The organism is Streptomyces sp. NPDC102259 (assembly GCF_044766465.1).
In the GTDB taxonomy this organism is placed as follows: domain Bacteria; phylum Actinomycetota; class Actinomycetes; order Streptomycetales; family Streptomycetaceae; genus Streptomyces.
In genome coordinates, this window is record NZ_JBIWMA010000023.1 from 1 (window position 1) to 22,228 (window position 22,228).

A 22,228-nucleotide genomic window follows, 5' to 3' on the forward strand; every position below is an offset into this window, starting at 1 on the left:
TACTACTGGCTCGACGACGCCCGCGCGCCCGACTTCGCACAGCTGGTGGAGATCCACCGCAAACCCGGATACGACCCGGCCGAGCTGTTCATGGACCCGCTCGACCCGTATGTGAAGGTCAAGGCTGCCGGTGCGCTGGCCCGCAAGAAGCTCGGCCTGCGCTACCGCATGGCGGTGGTGCCGCTGGACCCCTCCCCGGTGCGCGGCAGTCACGGCAGGCTTCCGCAGCGTGCCGAGGACGGGCCCGTCCTGCTGTGCTCACGCCCCGGTGAGGTCGCCGGCCCTGTCGCCGCCACGGAGGTCAAGGCGTTGCTGCTGCGGCTGGCGGGCATCGCCTGACAGCGCGAACCCGGGGCCGCTCACGCCGAGCGGACCGTGACGAGACGGGTGAGGCCGGACACCGTCAGGACCCGTTCGAGCAGCGGGCCGGTGATGAGTTCGATGCGGTCGGCACGGGCGAACAGGACGTTGAGACCCGCGCTGTCGAGGTAATCCACCTCCGTCAGGTCGACGACGACCGGCCCCTGCACGTGGTCGATGGCGTCGGCGAGCGTGCCGCTGTTGCTCATGTCGATCTCGCCTGCGACGGTCAGCAGGGCGCCGCTGTCGGAGGCTCTGCCGTGCGTGAGAGTCAACTGGGTGTGCGTCACAGGATCCTCGTGTGCATCTCGACGGTGGTGCCCAGGGGGCCGGGAGTGATGGTCACATGGCTCGACAGAGCCTTCATGATGCTGATCCCCCGGCCGCGGTGGGGCGTGCCGGCCGGATCGCCGGGGATCCAGACCCCGCTGTCCGCCACGATCACCCGAACGGTGTCGGAGGACGCCTCGGCGTGCAGGCGGATGATGCCGTCGGGGGAGGCACGGTGGCCGTGTTCCACGGCGTTGGCACAGGCCTCACCGGCGGCGATCAGCACGTCCTGCGCGGTGCGCCGGGGCAGGTCGCAGCGGGCGAGCCACTCGCGCAGGGCGTGACGCGCGACGGCGAGCCGGCCGGACTCCGCGGGAAAGGCGAATCGCAGCGGGCCCGGATGCCGGTAGACAAGGAGGGCGACGTCGTCGTCGTAGCCGCCGGTGGGGACCAGCTCGGACATGAGGAGGTCGGCCAGCTCACGGGCTGCGAGGTCGCGGCCGTCCCGCAACACCTCGCCGGCCCGGGCGATACCCACGTCCAGTGACTGCCGTCGGCGTTCGACGAGGCCGTCGGTGTAGACCAGGAGCGAGGAGCGGGCGGGGAGCGGGCAGACGTGCTCGGGGCGATCGTGGGAGGGGCGAACGCCCAGCGGGAGCGCGTGTCCGCTTTCGAGCAGGCGGGTGCCGCCGTCCGGGAGAGCGAGCACGCCCGGCGGGTGGCCGGCGCTCGAGTAGGTCAGGCTTCCCGTTCGCGGATCTAGGACGCCGCAGAAGACGGTCGTGCACAGGGCGCCGGGGATGCCTTTGGCGAAGTGGTCGAGAGCCATGAGCGTGCTGGCGGGTCCGAGGTCCTGGAGGAACAGGGCACGGCAGGCACTGCGCAGCTGGCCCATCACGGTGGCTGCCTGCAGCCCGCGTCCGACGCAGTCGCCGACCACGATGCCGATCCGGTCGTCCGGCAGGGCGATGACGTCGTACCAGTCGCCGCCGATCTCCAGCGGCGGGGTGGCGGGCTCGTAGCGCGCGGCGAAGCCCTCGGGCAGTCGGGAGGGGCCGAGGATGGCGCGTTGGAGGGCGAGAGCGGTCTCGCGCTGCTGATCGATCTGGTGGGCACGGGTGAGTGCCTGGGCCAGGTGGCCGCCGAGCAGCGCCAGCAGCAGTTCGTCCTCGCGGCTGAAGCGGCGGGCGGGCTCCAGGGCGATCCACAACGCCATGGGGCCCTCGGGGTGTTCGAGGAGGATCCCCGCCCCGGTCTCGTCGACGACCGGGGTGAGCAGGGGGTGGTGCTGCAGCTCGCTGATGGCCCGCTGGCGCTCGGCCGGGATGTCCTGCCAGGTCAGCGGGCGGGTGGCGGTGAGGTCCGGGCGGCCGTCCGCGGCGAAGACCGCCGATAGCACGTGGTCGGCGTGCCACAGTTCCCGGAGCCGGTCCAGAGCCGCGGTGAGCGCCTGGTGGAGGCCCGCGGTCTCGGCGAGGCGGGTGCTGAGCGAGGCGAGGGCGCTCTCGCGTTGGATGGCATGGCGTTCGGCCGTGACGTCGCGGAACGTTCCCACGATCATCCGACGCCCGCTGTCGGGATCGCGGGCGTCGTTGAAGGCGGCTCTGACGTACAACCGGTGCCCGTCCCGATGGGTGAGGGGAAGCGTGTGGTTGCCGTGTCCCCGGGTGAGCAGGCGGCCGAAGGCGTCGGCCACCGTCCGGTGGGCCGCGGGGTCGCTCGTGGCATCCGGCCACCAGGGGTGGGCCGGCGCGTACGGCAACCCGTCGGGGCCGTGGCCGAGCATGGTGGCGAACGCGGCGTTGATCTCGAGGACGGTGCCGGTGTCGTCCATCACGAGCAGGGCTTCCTGGAGCGAGTCCACGAGCGCGGCGCGCCACCGCACGTGGTGGGTGCGCAGGCGTGCCAGTTCCACGTTGGCCCGTACCCGGGCCAGCAGTTCGGCGGCGGCGAAGGGTTTGACGAGGTAGTCGTCCGCGCCCGCCGACAGTCCCTCGATGGATGCCTCCTGGCCCGCGCGGGCGGAGAGCAGCAGTACGGGGACCGAAGCGGTCCGGGTGTCCGAACGCAGGGCGCCGACCAGGGTGAGGCCGTCCATCAGCGGCATCATCACATCGCTGACCATCAGGTCCGGAGCCTCGGCGCGGGCGGCGGACAGGGCCGCCAGGCCGTCGCTCACGGCATGGGCCCGGTAGCCGGCCTCGGTGAGGATGCGGACCAGGTACTCGCGCATGTCGGCGTTGTCGTCGGCGACCAGGACGCGTGCGCGTACGGCCGATCCGGCCACGGCGGAAGGGGACGAGGTGTCGTGCACGGCCTTGTCCCGCACCGCCGTGCCGCTGTCGGCGGGAAGCCAGCGCAGGGCTTCCTGCACGTAGGGGACGGCGGCGGCCGACGCGGGCCGGGTCCGGGACGACTCGTGGACGGCGTCCGCGGGCAGGTGCGCGGACCCGAACGGCAGCCGCACGGTGAAACGCGTACCCCGGTTCGGGGCGCTGTCCGCCGTGATGGTGCCGCCGTGCAGCAGGACCAGTTCCCGGACGAGGGCCAGGCCGATGCCGCTGCCCTCGTGGGAGCGGGCGCGGACGCCGCTGATGCGGTGGAAGCGTTCGAACAGGTGCGGCATCTCGTCCGCCGCGATGCCGACGCCGGTGTCGGAGACCGTCACCACCGCCCGGTCGTCCTCCTCACGCACCGTGACGCCCAGGGAGCCGTCGAAGGTGAACTTGAGCGCGTTGCTCAGCAGGTTCAGCATCACCTTCTCCCACATGTCCCGGTCGACGTGGACCGGCCGGTCGAGCGTGGGGCAGTCGACGACGAGGTCGAGGCCGGCCCTGTCGACGGCGGACCGGAAGACGCTGGTGAGTTCGGCGGTCAGCGCGGCCAGATCCACCGGCTCGTAGCACGCCTGGACACGGCCCGCTTCGATGCGCGAGAAGTCCAGGAGGGTGTTGACCAGCTTCCCCAGGCGCAGCGCGTTGCGCCGGATCATCTCCAGTTCCTGGCGGACCTGGACGTCGGAGTCCGCGAGGTGCCTGTGCAGCTCCTCGACCGGCCCGGAGATCAGCGCGAGGGGGGTGCGGAACTCGTGGCTGATGTTGGAGAAGAACGTGGTCTTGGCACGGTCGAGTTCGGCCAGTTCCTCCGCTCGCCGCTGCTGGGCGCGGTAGCTGCGGGCGGAGGCGATCCCCGCGGCGAGGTATCCGGCGACGAGCTCGACGAACCCGCGGTGCTCCTCGTCGAGGGCACGGTATCTGTTCAGCGCGGCGACGAGGAAGCCGTAGGGCGCGCCGCCCGGTTGCACCAGCGGTACGACCAGGGCCTGTTCGGGGGGCTGCGCCCAGGCGCCGGCGGGCAGGTCGCCGATGACGTCGGCGTCCAGCCCCACGCACACGGACGCGCCGTCCGCGAGGGCCGCCACCGGCCACGGGCCCGAGTCCTTCGGCGACAGCAGTTCCGGAGCCGCCGGACGGCCCGCCGGCCATCCCGTCGTGCAGGCCAGACGTGCGCCGTCCTCGTGCAGGAGGTAGGTGAGGGTGAACGGCAGGTCCGCGAGGTTGCGTTCGAGCTGACGGCCGAGGAAGGCGAGCGTCTCCGTCTCCGTGCGCACGACACTCGGGTCGGAGCCCAGATCGCGCAGAGTCGCCATCCGGCGCGCGCCCACGACGCGTTGGGTCTCCTCGCTGACGACGCACAGCATGCCCACCACGGCGCCGGCGTCGTCTCGCAGCGGGCTGTAGGAGAACGTGTGGTAGGTCTCCTCCCGATATCCGGACCGTTCCAGGAACAGCAACAGCGCCTCGTCCCACGTCGCTTCGCCCGAGGCGAGGACGTGGTCGATACGAGGGCCGACGTCGGACCAGATCTCCGACCAGACCTCGTGGGCCGGACGCCCCAGGGCCCACGGGTACTTGCGCCCCAGAGTGTTGCGGCGATAGGCGGCATTGCAGAAGAACGTGAGGTCAGGGCCCCAGGCCAGCCACATGGAGAAGCGCGACGACAGCAGGATGCGTACCGCCGTCAGCAGGCTCTGGGACCAGTCGGCCGGCGGCCCGAGCGAGGTGGACGCCCAGTCGACGGTGGCGAGGTCGCCGCCGATGTCGGGATCGGCGGCGAAGGCCTCGGCCCAGTCGGCTCTGCTCGGATCATTCACACCGCTCTCCGCGTACGCCACCGGATACCCGCTTCTCGTCGTGATCGATTCGCCGGCCGCACGTGACCCGTACCGACGTCGTGCCGGCTTCCCCCGCTGATCCTCTTTGCCCGTATCGAGCGTTTGTCCCCCTCGGACGGCGACAAATCTATTCCGCCAGGTCGGCGGATCCGGATGCATCGCGGTTTCCGGTCCGGGTCCGTTCGCTCCGCGGCCGGTGCGCCATGGCCGGGAGCGGCCTACGTGGCGAAGGTACGCCGACGCGCTCGCGTCGCGGCCAGCTCCGCGGCGGCCTGGCGGGCACTTTCGGCGAGATGGGGCGAGTCCCACGCGACGGCGGTGCGTTCGGCCAGGACGTAGTTCTCGGCCGCGGCCTGTTCCTCGTCGAGGAGCCGGTACAGGTCGGCCAGGGCGTGGGCGAGCGGACGGGTCGCGTAGACCGCGCCGGCCGCGCCGGCCAGTTGACGCCGGAGGGGCAGCAGATGCTCGATCAGCACGGAGGCGGTGTCCTGGTCGTGGTGGAGGACGGCGAGCTGGGAACGGAAGTCGAGCTCCACGCCGTAGAGGTGGTCGGTGACGGGTTCCGCGGGGAAGCTCACGGCGCGCGCCTCGTCGAGCCTGCCGAGGCGGGCCAGGACGAGCGAGAGCGCCACTCCGACGGGGGCGCCGACGGCGTCGTACACGCCGCGCATCACCGGCTCGATCTCGGCCGTACGGCCCTGGGCGAGCCGGATGGTGGTCAGTCCCAGCGTGCGCAGGCCCTGGGCATGGTGTGCCCCCACACGCTGCAACAGGACGTCGGCCTCGGCGTACCAGGACTCCGCCTCCTCGAAACGGCCCGCGACACTCGCCAGCATGGCCGAGGTCGCGGCGTTGATGCCCTGCGCCCACACCATCCGGTAGCGGTGCGCGAGCACCAGGCCCTGCGCGTTGTGCCGGCGTACCGCGGCCGGATCGTTGAGGGCGGCGGCCGTCATGGCGTCCAGGTTCTGACAGACCCAGCGGTAGGCGGGCAGGTCGTGCGCGCGGGCGAGCTCGCGCAGCTCGGCGACCAGCGGGGTCCGTGCGTCGTCCCGTGCCTCGTGCGGAAGCAGTTTGGCCGACGTCATCAAAGCGGCGGCCAGCAGCCGCGGTTCGCCGTTCGCGCGGGCCAGCCGTAGCTGCGTGCGCGCCGCCTCCAGGGCCCGGGCCGGGTCCTCGGCCGCCACCGCGTCGACGAGAGCCTGGAGCACCCCCGCACGGGCGGGATCGTCCAGGCCCGGATCGGATGCCAGCTCCTCGAGACGGGCCAGCAGCGCGGGGTCGTAGGAGCCTCCCAGCCTGCTGTGCCACGGGGAGGGTTCGATCCAGGCCCCGAAGACCGCCGCGACCAGATCGCCCCGGTCGGCCTGCTCGGCCAGTTCCACCGCCCGCTGCCGGGTGCGCCGGGCCGCGTCCGTCGATCCTGCCCGGACCTGCGCGCCGAGCAGCCGCACCAACAGGCCGACGGCGCGGTCGGGTTGCGCGTCGAGGCCACCCGAGACGGTGGCCTGCACCTCGATCGCCTGCTGGATCAGCCCTACGGCGATGTCATGGGCGTAGCGCCGCTCGGCGACCTCGGCCGCCCGCAGCGCGTAGCGGACGGCCAGGGGCGCGTCCGCCGGGCTGCCCGCATGCGTGAAATGGTGCGCCAGGGCGGCGAAGTCGTCGGGGCGATGGCGGCGCAGCACCTGGGCGATGCGCGCGTGCAGGCGTGAACGCCGTACGCCGGACAGGTCGGTGTACACGGTGTCGCGGACCAGGGCGTGCACGAAGCGGACGCGGCCGGGTCCGGGCGCGGTCAGCAGATCCGCGGCCAGGGCGGCGTCGAGCCCCTCCAACATCTCGTCCTCGGCCGTGTCGGCCGCGTCGAGCAGGAGGGCCACATCGGCCTCCAGCCCCACGGCGGCGGTCAGTTGCACAGCGGACCGGGCCGCTGCGGGCAGCAGGGCCAGACGTCTTCGCAGGACGTCGCGGACGCCCTGCGGGACTTCGGAGACCGCGACGAGGGCGCCCTCGCTCGCCAGCAGACGTGCGCTCTCCAGGACGTAGAACGGGTTGCCGCCGGTACGTTCGGCGAGCGCCGTCACCGTCGCCGCGTCCACGGATTCGCCGCAGACGGTGTCGACCATGGTGGCGACGTCCCGCGGCGACAGGCCGCGCAGCGCGATCCTGTGCGGGGCACCGGGGGCAAGGTGGGCGAGCGTCTTGACCAGGTGCTCACCCACCTCGGCCGGCCGGTAGCTGGCGACGGTGAGCAGCGGCACGTCGGTGACCGCGGCCGCCGCTTCGAGCAGGGCGAGCGTCTCACTGTCGGCGCGGTGCAGATCCTCCAGGACGACGGCCAGCGGCGACTCGGCGGCTGCGGCGCGCAGCCAGGCGGCGAGCGCGCGGTGCATGCGGAAGCGTCCCGCGGTCGCCTCGTCCGGGCTCGTGGCGGCCACACTCTCCGGCTTGCGCAGCAGAGCCGCCAGTTCCCCGGGCCGCGCCGGCGGCAGATCGCGGGCGAGCATGCCGAGCGCCTCCACCCATGCCCAGGCGGGCGGCGCACCCTCGTACTCCGGGCAGTGCCCGAGCACCACCCGCCAGCCGCAGGACCGCAGTCGGCCCTCGATCCGGCCGAGCAGGGCGGACTTCCCCGCCCCGGCCTCGCCGGTGACCAGCACCACGCCGCCACCTCGCCGAGCGGCCCGCGCGGCGGCGTCCACGGCGCGCAGCTCACCGCTCCTGCCGACGAACAGGTCCGTCCCGGGGCGTGGCGGTTCGGCGACGGCGAGGTCCGGCTCGGTCAAGGCCGGCGGCGCGGGGGCGAGCGCGGGCGCGGGAAGAGCGCGAAGGGGCCCGGACACGGACGCGCGCAGCACGTCGAGCCGCTGGGCGAGCACGGCGTCCTCCAGCTCCACCAGCATCGGACCCAGATCGCAGCCGAGCTCCTCACGCAGCGCCCTCGCGGCCCGGCGCAGCGAGGACAACGCGTCGGCCTGCCGACCACAGGCCCAGTGGGCGAGGGTGAGCAGCCGCCATCCCTCCTCCCGCAACGGGCTCTCCCTGACGAGGAGCTCGGCCGCCAGGGCCGCCTCGGACACCCGCCCGGTACGGAGATCGGCCGCGACGGCGAGTTCGCGGGCCTCGGTACGCAACTCGGTCAGGCGGGCCACCTCCGACACCGCCCACCCCTCGTCCGCGTGCTCCGCGAAGGCCGGCCCCTGCCACCATCCGAGCGCCTCGTCGAGCAGCCCTCGGGCCTCCTCGGCCGGGGCGCGACGGGCACGGTCCACCCGGTCCTCGAACCGCCAGGCGTCCACGGCGTGCCGGGGCAGCCGCAGCGCGTACCCCGGGGGAGCGGTCACCAGCACGGTCGCCGGGGCACGCGCGGGCCGCCCCGGCTCCAGCGATCGGCGCAGGTTCGACACATAGGCGTGCAGAGACACCGTGGCCTTCGCCGGCGGCGCTCCCCGCCACAGCTCCTCAACCATCCGGTCGACCGGCACGACGCTGCCGCGGGCAGCGATCAGCAGCGACAGGACAGCCCGCTGCCGCGGAGCACCCAGTTCGACCGGCCCACCCCCGACATCGGCGTCCAGCGAACCCAGGACTCGAATGCGTAGCACGGCGCGCGAATCTACCCGAGTTGCCGATCCGGCCCGTCAACAGACGATAAACGCGATGCTCACCAGCCCCGGGTGGCGCGCCAAGCAGACGCCAAGAGGGCACCAAGAAGGAGGCGGAACCCTAGGAGGCTGTTGCCGATACCTGATCGCTGGAGCCAGCAAGCGTGTCCCCCGACAGCACCATTGACGCGTCCCTTGACGAACTTCCCACGGCAGGGCGCCCGTACACCCACGAGATGATCGTGGTCCACCGGATCTTCCGCCGCGAGTCCGCGCTTCTTCCCCGGCTCGTGCGCGCCGTGCCCGACGGCGGGACGGCACGCGCGACGAAGGTGGCGCAGCACCTGCGCGAATACCTCGCGGGTCTGCACAGCCACCATTCCCTCGAGGACGAGCTCGTCTGGCCGCTGCTGCGTGACCGCGCCGTGGACGACGAACTCGTCGGCCGCATGGAGGAGCAGCACCGGCGGATCGACGAGAGCCTGGTGGCCGTCACCGAGTGGATACCCGCATGGGAGCAGGCGGCCGACCACATCGCCGGTGAGGAACTGGCGCTGGCCCTGGACGAGCACCGCACCGCGCTGCTCGAACACCTCGACGACGAGGAGCGGCTGGTTCTCCCGCTGATCGCCGAGCACCTGACCGTCGCCGAATGGGACCTGGTCGGACGGCGCGGACTGGAGCGGATTCCCAAGGACAAGCTCCTGCTCGCCCTCGGCGCGATCCTCGAGGAGGCCACACCACCGGAGCGCGCCTACTTCCTCGGCAGGGCCCCGCTGGTCGGTCGCCTGCTGTGGAAGGCCGTCGGGCGGCGCCGGTACGCCACCGCCTGCCGCGCCATGCGCGCCCCCCTGGACGGGGGAGCAGGACGGTGACCGTACTCGACTCCGCCCCTCCCGGCGTCCTCGACGCCTACCGCACCTGCGAGTTCGTCACGCTCGGCCGGGACGGCACACCGCTGGCCTGGCCCACGGCCGTGCGGCGCCGCGAGGACGGGACACTTCTGCTGACCACGTCCCTGGCCTTCGCGCAGAAGGCCCTGAACGTACGCCGGGACGGACGCGTCGCCCTGCTCTTCTCCGATCCCACCGGCAGCGGCCTCGATCACGCGCCGCAGATCTTCGTCGCCGGACGGGCCGACTGTCCCGACGAGATCATGACGGGACCTCAGGGCGCCGAGGACTACTGGCGGATGCTCTTCGAACGGCAGCCGCACAGCCGCTCGTACGTCGCTGCTCCGATGCGGCGACTGATGGACTGGTACTACCTGCGACTGCTGATCACCGTGACCCCCGAGCAGGTGATCGAACGGCCACCGCTGCCGCTGCTTCCCCTGCCCGAGCTCCCCGGCCCGCGCGCGCGGAACCCGCTGCCGGGAGCCGACCGGCTGGCCCGCTTTCCGAGCGCGGTCCTGGCCGCCCGCGACTCCTTCGGTGCGCCCGTCCTCGCCCGGACCCGGCCGGTTCCGACGGACGACGGGTTCGCGCTGGAGGTACCGGCCGACTGCGCCGCCACGCCAGGTCCCGCGTCCCTGCTGGTGCACCGGCACGACGACCGCCTCAACCACATGGACAACGCGCTCGTCCGCGGCGAGCTGCGGACGAACGGCGACGGCTGGCTGCTGACACCCACCAAGGTGGTGGAGCCGATGGGTTCGGGACGCCCGACCGACGCGGTGCGGCTCCTGCGCCGGACGAAGCGCACCACCAGCCGATATCTGGAACAGCGCGGCCTGCAACGGCCACGGGTGCAGTGGGACGAGTTCAGGGCCATCGCGGCATCGGTACGGCAGCGGCGCGGTGCCTGACTGCCGAGTCCGCACGAACACGAACACAGGCGCGCACACGGGCACGAGCACGAGCACGAACACAGGCACGAGTTCGGCATCCCTGCTCCATCCTGCCGGCTCGGCCCGGCCCGGCTCGTCGTCCGTCGGACCGCCTTCGACGCGGTACCCACCGCACCCTCGAATCCCTCGACGACTCCACCCTCGGAAGGACGCCATGACGGCAGACCCCGGCGACCGTACGGCCGACGTCGCCGACGCAGCTCAGGACGAGCACGCCTCATCACACTTCGGGACGGCCACAGAGCCCGGGGCTGCCCCTGAGGCCGACGCTTCCGCCGAGACGCCGGCCGCCGGGTCACACTCGCCCCTGCCCAGGCGGAGCATGTTCGCCGGACGCGCCGGAATACCCCGGCGCAGTGCGATGACCGAGGCGCGGATGGCCTCCGTGCGGATCGTCGAGGTCGATCCGGTGGTGCGGTTTGATGCCGGGTCGGAGCCGCCCCTCCGCGACCTCGTATCCGCGAGCGATCTTCTCGGCGCTCATACCGCGGCCACCGCTTCCGACGCTGCTTCCGACACCGACACCGACACCGACACCGGCACAGGCATGGGCACCGGCACTCGGGCCGCTTGGGGTCGTTCCAAGAAGGGTGTGGTGGCCGGAGCGGCCGTCGTAGGCGCGATCCTGATCGCCGTGCCCTTCCTGGTCGACGCCTTCGGCGACGACAGCGGCGAGCGAGGCTCCGCCTCCGGCGCCACCGCGGACAGCGACCTCGGGGGCCACGGAACCGGTGACGCCCCGGGCGCGTTCGGCTCGGGGTCCCCGTCGACCGACTCCACGTCACACCTGACGAGCGTCGACTCCACCGGGAACACCAGCGACGAGGGTGTCGAAGGAGAGGGAGCGGGGGAGGACGTCGGAGATAAGGGCGGTGACGGGGATTCGTCCTCGACGAAGTCGACGGACACGACGAAGTCGTCGACCACCGGAACGTCCTCGTCCGGCCAGGCCACGACCGGAACCGGCGGATCCACCACCGTCTCGGGGGTGTCGATCCGGAGCCACGCCTCTGGCAAGTGCATCGACGTGAGCGGCGGAGAGTCCAAGGACGGCGTGCCCCTGGACATCCTCGGCTGCGCGGGGGCCGCCCGGATGAGCTGGACCTTCGCGTCGGACGGCACCGTACGGGCGCTGGGCAGGTGCATGGACGTCGCCTGGGGGTCGACGGACAACGGCGCGCAGATCCAGCTCGCGGACTGCAACGGCGAGCCTGCCCAGCAGTTCCGGCTCAACGACGCCCACGACCTCGTCAACCAACAGGCCGACAAGTGCGTGGACGTCACGGACGCCAGGACCGCCAACGGAACCGGGCTCCAGATATGGGACTGCACCGGGGCCGACAACCAGAAGTGGAGCAAGGGCTGAGGGCCGCCGCCGGACACGGAAGTTGGCGGTGAACTCCTTTACCCCCAGGCAGGTACCGCTTCATCGCCCGCCCTGAGCCGCGAAAGCGTCCCGGCACGGCTCAGGGCGCCAGTACAACCCTGCCGAACACCGCGCCCGCGTCCATCGCGCGGTGGGCCAGTACCGCCTGGTCCAGCGGCAACGTCTCGTGCACCACCGTGCGCAGGTCCCCGCGCGCGGCATCGGCGAACTGCGACGACCGCACGGCCTGTCTGTCGGGGCCGGGCACGGTGTCGGAGCTGAAGGTGGCGAACGACAGGGACCTGCGGAAGGCGTCCATCAGCCGCATACCGAAGTCCGCCGGTGGCTGCCCACCGACCACACCGACTGCCACATACCTGCCGTTGGAATTCAACTTGTCGAGGAACACGGGTAGTTGGTGGCCTCCCACGACATCGATCACCACGTCGAAGCCCGCCGGTGCGTCCGAGCCGCCGCCCTCGCCGCGACGGTCGAGGACATGGGTCGCGCCCAGGTCCCGGAGGCGGGCGCCACGCTCCGCCGACGAGGTGGTGACCGCCACCGCGCCCGCGCCGCCCCTGGCTGCCAGCTGGACCGCCGTGATCCCGATGCTGCCCGCCGCACCGCGCACGAGCACCGTCTCGCCCGGCGCGAAACGGGCCCGGTCCAGGGCGAAGTGGGCGACCACGCCGGAGCCGCCGAGGGTCACCGCGTCGGCGCCGGTCAGGCCGTCGGGCAGCGGAAGGACATCGTCGACCGAGGCGACGGCCTGTTCGGCATACCCACCGGACAGGCCGGTGAACGCCCACACCCGCCGCCCGATCCACGAGGCCTCCACCCCCTCTCCCACTGCGGTGACCCTCCCCGCGACCTCGCTGCCCAGGAGATGGCCCTCCCGGAAGCCGTAGGCGGCGAGCGTCCCCCGCCGAATCACGACGTCCACACCGCCCACACCGATCGCCTCCGTGTCGACCCGCACCTGACCCGGGGCAGGAACGGGCACGGGCAGGTCGACGACCTCCAGACCGTCGGGGTTTCCGAACGTCCTGATGACGACGGCTTTCATCTCTGCTCCTCGGGTCAGTGCATGGTCGGGTCACGGTCGCCGCGGCCGTGTGCGTCGAGTCGCTCCCACGGTCGAGGCGTCGCCGGCCGAGTGTCGGGACGAAGGGGCGGCACCGCCATCGGACCGTAACGGACGCCCCCGTCCGTTTGGCTAAAGTGAGACACCATGACCGGCCAATTGCCTCAGACCGTGCGCTGCGACGCCCGCGACAACCGGGCCCGCATCCTGGACGCCGCCCGCACGGTGTTCGGCGACGAGGGCCTGAGTGCGCCCATGCGTGAGGTCGCCCGGCATGCGGACGTCGGCCCCGCCACGCTGTACCGGCACTTCCCGACGAAGCAGGCCCTGATCGCGGAGACCTTCGCCGAGCAGCGTCGAGCCTGCCTGGCCGCCGTCCATGACGCCCTCGCGGACACGGACCCGTGGCGCGGATTCCAACGCCTGATCGAGCGGATCTGCGAACTCCACGCACACAGCCGGGGATTCGCCGACGCGTTCATGACGGCCTTTCCCGAGGCCATGGACTTCGCCGCCGACCAAGAACGGACTCTGCGCGCGGTCGCCGAACTGGCCCGTCGTGCCCAGGAGACCGGCCGACTCCGTCCCGGCTTCGTCGTCGACGACCTGATCCTCATGCTCATGGCCCACCGGGGTCTCCACGACACACCACGTGCCGCCCGGGTCACTGCCTCGCGTCGCTTCGCCGCCTACGTGATCGAGGCGTTCCGCGCCGCGCCGGAGATGGGAGCGCCTACGCCGCTGCCGCCGGCACCACGCCTACCGTTCGCGCACGCGCTCCACACGCGGTAGGCACGTCCGTCACCACGGCGTCTTCCCCGAGTCAGGGCGCCCTCCTTTTCGACCTCGGAGGGGTGCCGCGGGTGGGCAGCACGCGCGGCCTGCCCCTCACCGCTCACCCGCCTCGGCGGGTGTCATGCGCCGGCCGCCGCGGGCTGCTCCTCGACCTGTGCGTCGGACGTGGACGCGTCGGCGGCGGTGTAGAAGACGGATGAGCCTTGCTTGGAGCGCTGAGCCTGGGCTTTGGCGACGAGGCCTTCGAGGGTGGTGCGTACCACGGTGGTCTTGATCGTACGTTCGGAGTGGGCCTGGCCGAGAGCGTTGGCGATCTCGGCTGCCGAACGGGGTTCGCTCTGCTCGGTGAGGTGGCGGCGGACCAGGTCGACGAGTGTCGGCTGCGCCGACTGCGCGGGCTCGGTCTTTTCCGCGGGCTTCGGGCTCGACGCCTTTGCGGCCGGGCGGGTGGGCTTGGAGGCGTTCTTCTTCGGCTGGGCCCGCTTGCTCGTGCCGGACGTGGCGGCCTTCTTGCGCGGCGCGGGCACCGCGACGCTGTCGGACGGCCGGGTCGCCGTGTCGGGCGCCGGCGCAGGCGCCGAGTCGATGGCCTGCTGGATGCTGACGAGCACGGTGTGATTCCGCTGAAGGGCAGCCAACTGCTCCTGCAGGGCGGCGATTTCCGCGCCGACACGTTCCTGCTCCTTGGCGTTGCGTTCCAGGTCGGCGGTCACCTGAGCGGTGTACTGCGAGGTGAGTTCGGTGGCGGAAGTGTTGTCGGACATGAAACGCACGACCTTTCCTCGGTGCGAGGCGGCAGTTGACGGACCTGCCGTGCCCGCCGTATGGGCGGGTTGATGTCTGCCGGGCACGCGGCGACGGTGCCCGTGCAGAACTCTGATGGAGAGATAGTACGGACAAGCGGAGCGGATGGTTCTCCTCGAGTGCGCCACTGAATGTATCCCGGTACCTACTAGGTCCGTGAGAACTGCTCGCTTTCAACGCCACTCCGCAGGGATGTTCCGTAGTTGTTCGAGAAGATCCCGGTCCTTCGGCCGAACCCCACGAGAGAACCACTCAGCACCCTGCCCGGACCGACAGCCGCGGTATTCCCGGGGTGCCCGCAGGTCCGAGCGCCTGCGTGCCGGACCCCCATTCCGCAGCAGTCGCAGATGAGGCGGGTCGGCCAGGCGCCGTCGAAGAAGTTCTGCGCTCAGGTCTTGGCCGCCGGGCGGTCATCACTCGGCGGAGTGCGGGCCCGTCTTACCCGTGAAGGGAAAGAGTGGGTAGCCCTCCACGCACTGGCTTCCGTGCGGATGGTACGGCCAGCCCATCCCGAATCGGTACAGCAAAGTCAGTGCGATGCCCATCGCGAGCGGCGCGAACCACATGACTGCCTGCCCGCCCCCAAGGGGCCACCGCCGCAAGGCGCATTGGAAGAGAAGCAGCAACAGAGTCATGCAGAGCCATACGACAGGCATCAACATCCATAGCCCGATGTTGTTGCCGGCGTCGTTCCCGAGCGGGCAACTCGCCCACGACCGAACGGTCCACATCGTGCCGCCATACACACCGAAGGCGGCGAGAGCGGGAGCCGACAAGTACCAGCCGCCCGCCGGAGCGGAAGCGGGCGAACTGCTTTCAGTCCCCGAGTCGTGCATCCCCGCGCCTCCCCAGAAGACCGTGCTGCAGGGTGGGCGAGCAAGCGGACTTGCCGGCATCCCCGTGGCGACCGAACTGCTTCACTCACACTGACCCAAGAACGATCAAGTCGGTTCCCGCTTGCGCCGCCTTACCTCGATCGGCCGGGCAGTCACTGGTTGACATCGACGCGGAAGGTGGACGTGCTGCCATCGAGGTCGGGCTCGCCGCCGAGCGGTCGAACTCGTTGGAGAACTTCGCCTCGTAGGACCGTCTCGACCGAGAGGATGGGGGTGATACGCGATACAAGGATGGTGACCATGGGCTGGATCGAGAACGAGGCCCCGGCGATCGGTCTCTCCAGGATGCAGGCTCGGGCCCCGGATTTGGTGAGCCTCTACAAGTCGGCTGGGTCCAGCGTGCGCGCGCATGGCCTGGAGGGAGTGCGTGCTGCTGTCTACCTCGTGCTGGACCGCTCCGGTTCGATGCGGCCCTACTACAAGGACGGCACCATGCAGCATCTTGGTGAGCAGGTCCTCTCCTTGTCGGCTCACCTCGATGACGACGGCACGGTGCCGGTGGTGTTCTTCTCCACCGATGTCGACGGTTCCACCGACCTCAGGCTCGGAGGCCATCGTGGCCGTATCAACAAGCTGCACGAGAACCTCGGTCACATGGGGCGGACGAACTACCACTGGGCCATGGACGAGGTCATCGACCACTACACGGATTCCGGCAGCGACGCCCCAGCCCTGGTGGTCTTCCAGACCGATGGTGGCCCCACCAGCAAGTTCGCCGCCGAACGATATCTGTGCAAAGCCGCCCGCCTGCCGCTGTTCTGGCAGTTCATCGGGTTCGGCGACCCGGAGGACAACGAGTTCGCCTTTCTCCGCAGGCTCGACGACCTGGCCGTACCCAGGCATCGCCTCGTCGACAACGCAGGCTTCTTCCACGCCGGCCGTGATCCGCGCGCCGTACCCGACGATCTTCTCTACGACCGGCTTCTGCAGGAGTTCCCCAGCTGGCTGTCGTCGGCTCGCGCCGCTCAGGTCCTGCACCGGGCGCACGAGTCGCTCCCCAGCAGGCGAATTCCCCCGCCCACTGCTCGGGCCCGGACCGGCTGAGCCCCGACAGATGCGGCCTGCCGTGGCCGAAGGATTTGAGCGGTGGGGCGAGACCAGGGATGCTGACCGGCATGAGTGGGGTGCCGGTCTCCGATGATGTGTTCAATGCCGTGTCCGGGGCTACCGGGTGGGCGGTCGTGGATGTGGAGACGTCGGGCCTGAGGCCGTATGAGCACCGGGTGCTGTCGGTGGCGGTGCTGACGCTGGACACGGCGGGGGAGTTGGTGGAGGAGTTCTCCACACTGCTGGATCCAGGGTGTGATCCAGGTCCGGTGCACATTCACGGCCTCACGCCGGAGCGCCTGCGTGGCGCACCGGCGTTCGAGCAGGTCGCCGAGCACCTGGCCGCACTGCTGAACGGCCGGGTCATGGTGGCGCACAACGCTCAGTTCGACTACGAATTCCTCGCGCGGGAGTTCGCCCGGGCCCGTTCCTGGCTCCCGGTCTCGCAGCGGATGTGCACGCTCGCGCTGAACCGGCGGGTCGCGCCGCCCACCGATGATCTGAAGCTGGCCTCGCTGGCCGCCCACTACGGAGTTCCCCAACAGCGGGCGCATGACGCCCTGGACGACGCCCGGGTGCTTGCAGGCATCCTGCGCGGCTCTCTGCGCGCGGCGGGAGAGCTGGGTCTTTCCCTGCCACTGGTGGCGTGCCCGCCCAAGCAGGGCTCGGGGTATCCGCCTCGGGTGCCGAAGACCCCCTGCGCACACCGCAACCCCGGTCGGCTCGCCCCCGGCGCCCCGCTGGTGCAGGGCATGAAGGTCGCCTTCACCGGTGACACCGGCAGTGCACGGGAGGAGCTCATCGCACGCTCTGTCGCGGTGGGACTGAACGTGATGAGCTCGGTCAGCCGTCACACCAGTGTGCTGGTCAGCAACGAAACCGCATCCGACAACGCCAAGTATCTCGCCGCCCGGACTGCGGGCGTGCCCGTGATCACCGAGGAGGCCTTCCTGAGCCTGCTCATCGACGTGCAGCCCGGTACCGCTCACGCGAACCCCGCCCCGCCGACGCCGTCCGTGCCCGCCCAGCGGCGCACCGACCGCCCGGCTTCCACAGCTCCGCTATCGGGGCGCCGGATCCTGGTGCTGGGCGGCCCCCACGACCACGCGTCGGCGCTGCGCACCCGCATCGCGGAGCTGGGCGGAGCAGCCGCAGTCAATCTCTCCGCCGGTGTCACGGACGTGGTCCTCCTGGCCGACGGGACCGGGGACCGCCGCATGCCCCACATCACGGCCCGCGGGCTGCCGGTGCACGACGCCGACTGGCTCACCACGCTCACGTCGCCGCCGACAGCAGCTCCAGCGGCGGAGCCGGCCGACCCGATTGATGTCCAGGTCCAGGTCCTTCCTCGCGGCGGCGTCATCGACCTGCCGACCGCACACGGCCGGCCCGGAACCTGGACGGTGACCGCGACCTGGGGCCATCGAAGCGGCTGTGAGGTCGACGTGGTCGCCTTCGCTCTCGACGAGGACGAGCAAGTCGCCTGCGACGAGGACTTCGTCTTCTACGGGGCACCCGAACGACCCGACGCGACCGTGCGGCTGACCACCGACGGCCCCTGCGAACAAGCCATCACGGCGGACCTTGCCTCCCTTCCGCATGCGGTCCGCAAGGTCGTGATCGCTGCCGCCGTCGACGGAACCGCCACGTTCGCCGACGCGGGAGCCATCGAGATCACCGTCGCTCAGGGAAGCGGCGCGCGAGCCGTGGTCCAGGCCACCTTGGACGCCGCGACCACCGAGCGCACGCTGCTGCTCGCCGAGCTCTACCGGCGCGGCCCGGGATGGCGCGTTCGCGCGGTCGGCCAGGGATACGACCACCGCCTGGCCGACCTGGCCCGCGGCTTCGGAGTCGACCTCACCGGCTGATGCCTCATCCGAGCGGGAACCGCACCTGTGGCAGCGGGGGCCGTACCGCACCATCAGGGCGATGCGGGGGGCTGGGGGCGTCTGGAGAGGGTGACGTCGTCGGCCCGCCAGTGGTGCTGAAGGGCCACGACTCGCGCCGATGTCACGAACGGTCCTGCTCGGCGGTCGGCCGCCTGGCCATACGGCGAACCCCTTCGCGCGGCTCGCGACGCGCGCAAGCGCCGCCCGATGTTCGCGGGCGGCGCTTGTCGGCGTCGGGCTACTCGACCTTGGCCCAGTCGAGCGTGCGCTCCACCGCCTTCTTCCAGCCGGCGTAGCCTTCCGTGCGCTGGTCGTCGGACCACTGGGGCTCCCAGCGCTTGGACTCCTGCCAGTGGGTGCGCAGTTCGTCGGTGTCGCGCCAGAAACCGGTGGCCAGGCCCGCCGCGTAGGCGGCGCCGAGCGCGGTCGTCTCGGCGACGACCGGACGGCTGACCGGTACGCCGAGGACGTCGGCCTGGATCTGCATGCACAGGTCGTTGGCCGTGACGCCGCCGTCGACCTTGAGCACGTCGAGGTGGACTCCGGAGTCCTGCTCCATGGCCTCGACCACGTCGCGGCTCTGGTAGCAGATGGACTCCAGTGTCGCCCGGGCCAGGTGGCCGTTGTCGTTGTAGCGGGCCAGGCCGACGATCGCGCCGCGGGCGTCGGAGCGCCAGTACGGAGCGAACAGGCCCGAGAAGGCGGGCACGAAGTACATCCCGCCGTTGTCCTCCACGGTGCGCGCCAGCGTCTCGCTCTCCGCCGCATCGTTGATGATCTTCATTTGGTCGCGCAGCCACTGCACCGCGGAGCCGGTGACGGCGATGGAGCCCTCCAGGGCGTAGATCGCCGGGCTGTCGCCGAACTGGTACGCCACGGTGGTGAGCAGACCGTGCTGCGAACGGACGAGCTCCGTACCGGTGTTGAGGACCAGGAAGTTGCCCGTGCCGTAGGTGTTCTTGGCCTCGCCCGGCGCGTAGCAGACCTGTCCGACCGTGGCAGCCTGCTGGTCGCCGAGCACCCCGCAGATGGGGATGGCGGCGCGCAACGGCCGGGAGGTGCGGGTCACGCCGAACGCCTCGCGGTGGGAGGACGGATTGATGGTGGGCAGCATCTGCCGGGGGATGTTGAAGAAGCCCAGCAGCTCGTCGTCCCAGTCGAGGGTCTCCAGGTCCATCAGCATGGTGCGGCTGGCGTTGGTCACGTCGGTGGCGTGGACACCGCCGTCGGGGCCGCCGGTCAGGTTCCACAGAACCCAGGCGTCCGTGTTGCCGAAGACGGCGTGACCCTGTTCCGCCGCCTCGCGGACCCCGTCGACGTTCTCCAGAATCCACTGGATCTTGCCGCCGGAGAAGTAGGTCGCCGGTGGCAGGCCCGCCTTGCGGCGGATCACGTCGCCCTGGCCCGAGCGTTCCAGAGCCGCCGCGATGGAGTCGGTACGGGTGTCCTGCCAGACGATGGCGTTGTAGTAAGGCCGTCCGTTGCGCGGGTCCCACACGACGGTGGTCTCCCGCTGGTTGGTGATGCCGATCGCGGCCAGATCCTCGGGGGAGAGGTTGCCGTGCCGGAGCGCGTTCTGCATCACCGAGTTGGTGCGCTCCCAGATCTCCACCGGGTCGTGCTCGACCCACCCCGAGCGCGGAAGGATCTGGGCGTGCTCCAGCTGGTGCTTCGCCACTTCGTTGCCGGAGTGGTCGAAGATCATGAATCGGGTGCTGGTGGTGCCTTGGTCCACCGCGCCCACGAAGTCAGCCATGGGTTGCCGCCTCTGCTGTGGGTGTCATTCCTCGGGGGACGGGACCCGGCCGGGAGGCTCGGGCTCCGCCGTCGGCAGGAACCGACCGACGAAGACCTTGTAGATGCCGGCGCCGAGCAGCCCGCCGATCAGGGGACCGACGATCGGCACCCAGAAGTAGAGGTTCCCGTACTGATCTCGCCATGCTGTGCCGTAGCCCGTGAAGAAGCTGGCCAGTCTGGGCCCGAAGTCACGGGCCGGGTTGATCGCGTAACCCGCGTTGGTGCCCCACGCCATGCCGATGGCCACGACGATCAGACCGACGATGAACGGGGCCAGGTTGGCGCCCGGCGGCGTGTTCAGCAGGTCCGTGACGGCCAGGATCAGCAGGAGCAGGATGGCGGTACCGATGACCTGGTCACGGAACGCGCCCCACTCGTGGACGGGCAGGTTCGGATTGCCGTTTGCGGGGAGTGTGGAGAACACGCCCTGCGTCTTGATGGTGTGTCCGGGGTCGGCCTTCGCCAGTGCTTCGGTGTAGTTCCACCGCACGATGAGGGCCGCCGCGAAGGCGCCGGCGGTCTGGGCCAGCGCGTAGGGCGCCACCTTGCTCCACGGGAAGCCCTTGAACGTGGCCAGGGCGACCGTCACCGCCGGATTGAGATGGGCGCCGCTCAGTCGCGCCGCGACGTAGACACCCAGAGTGACGCCAAGGCCCCAGGCCCAGGCGATGCTGTCGTGGTTTCCGAGCCCTCCGGGCGGCGTCGTGAGCGCTCCACCGGCGACCACCTGGGCCACCACGCCACAGCCGAAGAGGATGAGAATCATGGTGCCGGCGAATTCGGCCGACACCTCGCCGATCAATCCCCGACTTTTGAATCGCTCAGCCATGGAAGCCCGCTTCCCGCCGGCACGGAGCCGGCACGTCGACTGCTCGAGCTCTCCCGTACAACAGCATAGGGCGATCATGGACTATGCGCACAAATGGGATATTCGGCCAGGTGGGGCCGGTGCCGCCGGGGTGTCCGGCGGCCGGGTCCGATCCACGGCGCTCCGTGACGAAGCGCGAAGACGCATTCTCGCCGGGCGGATCGCGCATCATGCGCCTCAGACGCCCCACACACCCCACGCGCACCATCGCCTTGAGCGACCTGGCGGCCACCCCCTGGCCATCCCTGGCGTCGCCCAGGGGCCGCCCCGAGGCCGCCCGAGGGGGGTCGCGGGTTCGACATCAGGGAATCAATATCGATCACCTCTGGACTCGAGATGATCTCTTGGATGATTAACTTCAGCGAGGGGTGACGAAAAGGCTCCGAACGTGACCATCCGACTTGTCGGCGGCGGCTCCTGCCTAGCGTTGACCGGATGGTCAAAACCTTCCTGGTCAACGTCCTTCCGGTGGTCATCGCGGTGATCGCCATCGCCGTGCCCACCTGGCTCGGCGTGCTGCAAACCCGCGTCAGTCGGCATGCGAACAACATTCAACCCATGCTCGGACTGCTCGCCGAGTTCCGGTCGGCCTCGTTCCACGACCAGCACGATTACGTGTGTGGGCGACTCCAGCAGGAGCACGCCCCGAGCGGTGGGGTGCGCGGGCTTCCGCACGACGCCAAAGAGGCCTTCTGCAACGTCGTCTACTACTACCAGTCCCTCGCCACCCTGACCGTCTTCCGGATCGTGGACGAGGAAGTGTTCCTGCCTCTCCTGCGGTACCGGATCGTCAGCGTCTGGCAGGCGGCCCGGCCCTATGTGGAGCGGGAGCGCGAGCTGCGCGGCAGGGACGGCTCGTACCTGTCGGCGTTCGAGGAGCTCGCCGGCCGGACGGCCGAACTGCCGCACACGTACCTCCACGACCGCATGGTGGACAGCAGGAGGTCCGGCCGGTGGTGGTGGACGCGGCGCCGTCTCTGGGGCCGCTCGTGCCGGACCGCCTGAGCGCGGGTGGGCGCGTCCGCCGCCAGCGCGGTCGGCGGAGACGCTGTCAGTGGAGGCGCTGTCGGCGGGCGGGAGGCCAGCCGGTAGCGGTCGCCCCGGTAGACGGAGTGGACGTACTCGACGACGTACCCGACGGGCCGGCCGCCGGTGTCGCTGATGAGGCACTCGAACAGGAGTGCGCACCCTCACCCTCCGGAAGGGCCGGCACGACCGACTGCCGACCCCCGCCGTGCACTCACGTGACCCCGGGACCGTTCGTGCGTGACCGGGAATTGGTGACTTGGGAGTTCGGATCGAGAGGCGGAGGATCTTGTCCTGAAAGTGATCGCGTGCGGCGCTGAATTCGAAAGGCAAAGCGCCTCGGGGTTTCGCGGTCGCCACTCGTTCCGAGTAAAGGACACCATTCCATGGTCACT

14 protein-coding genes and 2 pseudogenes are annotated in these 22,228 nt (G+C 70.8%); 8 read left to right on the forward strand and 8 right to left on the reverse strand.

The window, feature by feature from the left end:
* Window positions 1–339 (forward strand): annotated as a pseudogene (locus ACIRPU_RS35450) (alkaline phosphatase family protein); the annotation flags it as partial.
* Between the two features lie 20 nt (window positions 340–359).
* Here ACIRPU_RS35450 and ACIRPU_RS35455 read toward each other — a convergent pair.
* The 3 genes from ACIRPU_RS35455 to ACIRPU_RS35465 all read right to left on the reverse strand — a co-directional run bounded on the left by ACIRPU_RS35455 (window position 360) and on the right by ACIRPU_RS35465 (window position 8,412).
* Window positions 360–650, reverse strand: coding sequence for an STAS domain-containing protein (locus ACIRPU_RS35455; protein WP_403874765.1), 291 nt, complete (start codon window positions 648–650; stop codon window positions 360–362).
* Window positions 647–4,615 (reverse strand): SpoIIE family protein phosphatase, encoded by a 3,969-nt coding sequence (locus tag ACIRPU_RS35460; protein ID WP_403874943.1) that lies wholly within the window; start codon window positions 4,613–4,615, stop codon window positions 647–649. The genes ACIRPU_RS35455 and ACIRPU_RS35460 overlap by 4 nt, the downstream gene beginning before the upstream one ends.
* 407 nt (window positions 4,616–5,022) lie before the next feature.
* Window positions 5,023–8,412, reverse strand: a complete 3,390-nt coding sequence (locus ACIRPU_RS35465; protein ID WP_403874767.1) for a BTAD domain-containing putative transcriptional regulator — start codon at window positions 8,410–8,412, stop codon at window positions 5,023–5,025.
* 236 nt (window positions 8,413–8,648) lie between these two features.
* On the opposite strand from ACIRPU_RS35465, the gene ACIRPU_RS35470 reads away from it, so the two are divergent.
* The 3 genes from ACIRPU_RS35470 (at window position 8,649) to ACIRPU_RS35480 (ending at window position 11,627) form a co-directional block, all read left to right on the forward strand.
* The gene (locus ACIRPU_RS35470; RefSeq protein ID WP_403874769.1) at window positions 8,649–9,287 is read left to right on the forward strand and encodes a hemerythrin domain-containing protein; all 639 of its coding nucleotides are present in this window, start codon (window positions 8,649–8,651) and stop codon (window positions 9,285–9,287) included.
* Window positions 9,284–10,219, forward strand: a complete 936-nt coding sequence (locus ACIRPU_RS35475) for a pyridoxamine 5'-phosphate oxidase family protein (protein ID WP_403874771.1) — start codon at window positions 9,284–9,286, stop codon at window positions 10,217–10,219. Before ACIRPU_RS35470 ends, ACIRPU_RS35475 begins: the two co-directional genes overlap by 4 nt.
* Before the next feature lie 403 nt (window positions 10,220–10,622).
* Window positions 10,623–11,627, forward strand: coding sequence for a ricin-type beta-trefoil lectin domain protein (locus tag ACIRPU_RS35480; RefSeq protein ID WP_403874773.1), 1,005 nt, complete (start codon window positions 10,623–10,625; stop codon window positions 11,625–11,627).
* A gap of 100 nt (window positions 11,628–11,727) precedes the next feature.
* Here the strand turns inward: ACIRPU_RS35480 and ACIRPU_RS35485 are convergent, their stop codons facing one another.
* Window positions 11,728–12,693, reverse strand: a complete 966-nt coding sequence (locus ACIRPU_RS35485) for a zinc-binding dehydrogenase (RefSeq protein ID WP_403874774.1) — start codon at window positions 12,691–12,693, stop codon at window positions 11,728–11,730.
* A 165-nt stretch (window positions 12,694–12,858) separates the two neighbouring features.
* Between ACIRPU_RS35485 and ACIRPU_RS35490 the strand changes: the two genes are divergently transcribed.
* Window positions 12,859–13,503 (forward strand): TetR/AcrR family transcriptional regulator, encoded by a 645-nt coding sequence (locus ACIRPU_RS35490; protein WP_403874776.1) that lies wholly within the window; start codon window positions 12,859–12,861, stop codon window positions 13,501–13,503.
* A 122-nt stretch (window positions 13,504–13,625) separates the two neighbouring features.
* Here ACIRPU_RS35490 and ACIRPU_RS35495 read toward each other — a convergent pair whose 3' ends face one another.
* Window positions 13,626–14,270: a hypothetical protein gene (locus tag ACIRPU_RS35495; protein WP_384118014.1), complete on the reverse strand. Its 645-nt coding sequence runs from the start codon at window positions 14,268–14,270 to the stop codon at window positions 13,626–13,628.
* 1,176 nt (window positions 14,271–15,446) lie between these two features.
* Here ACIRPU_RS35495 and ACIRPU_RS35500 point away from each other — a divergent pair.
* The gene (locus ACIRPU_RS35500; protein WP_403874779.1) at window positions 15,447–16,250 is read left to right on the forward strand and encodes a vWA domain-containing protein; all 804 of its coding nucleotides are present in this window, start codon (window positions 15,447–15,449) and stop codon (window positions 16,248–16,250) included.
* A gap of 71 nt (window positions 16,251–16,321) precedes the next feature.
* Entirely contained in the window at window positions 16,322–18,121 is a 1,800-nt protein-coding gene (locus ACIRPU_RS35505) for a DEDDh family exonuclease (protein WP_403874781.1), read from the forward strand.
* A 259-nt stretch (window positions 18,122–18,380) separates the two neighbouring features.
* Here ACIRPU_RS35505 and glpK read toward each other — a convergent pair whose 3' ends face one another.
* Together glpK and ACIRPU_RS35515 are read right to left on the reverse strand one after the other, a co-directional pair.
* The gene (gene glpK / locus ACIRPU_RS35510; RefSeq protein WP_385567815.1) at window positions 18,381–19,898 is read right to left on the reverse strand and encodes a glycerol kinase GlpK; all 1,518 of its coding nucleotides are present in this window, start codon (window positions 19,896–19,898) and stop codon (window positions 18,381–18,383) included.
* Window positions 19,899–19,922: 24 nt separating this feature from the next.
* A complete protein-coding gene (locus ACIRPU_RS35515) occupies window positions 19,923–20,768 on the reverse strand; it encodes an MIP/aquaporin family protein (protein WP_403874784.1) in 846 nt (281 codons plus the stop codon).
* Window positions 20,769–21,242: 474 nt separating this feature from the next.
* Between ACIRPU_RS35515 and ACIRPU_RS35520 the strand changes: the two genes are divergently transcribed.
* Window positions 21,243–21,812: a hypothetical protein gene (locus ACIRPU_RS35520; protein WP_403874786.1), complete on the forward strand. Its 570-nt coding sequence runs from the start codon at window positions 21,243–21,245 to the stop codon at window positions 21,810–21,812.
* Window positions 21,813–21,847: 35 nt separating this feature from the next.
* Here the strand turns inward: ACIRPU_RS35520 and ACIRPU_RS35525 are convergent.
* Window positions 21,848–21,991 (reverse strand): annotated as a pseudogene (locus tag ACIRPU_RS35525) (GntR family transcriptional regulator); the annotation flags it as partial.
* Window positions 21,992–22,228: the final 237 nt, after the last annotated feature.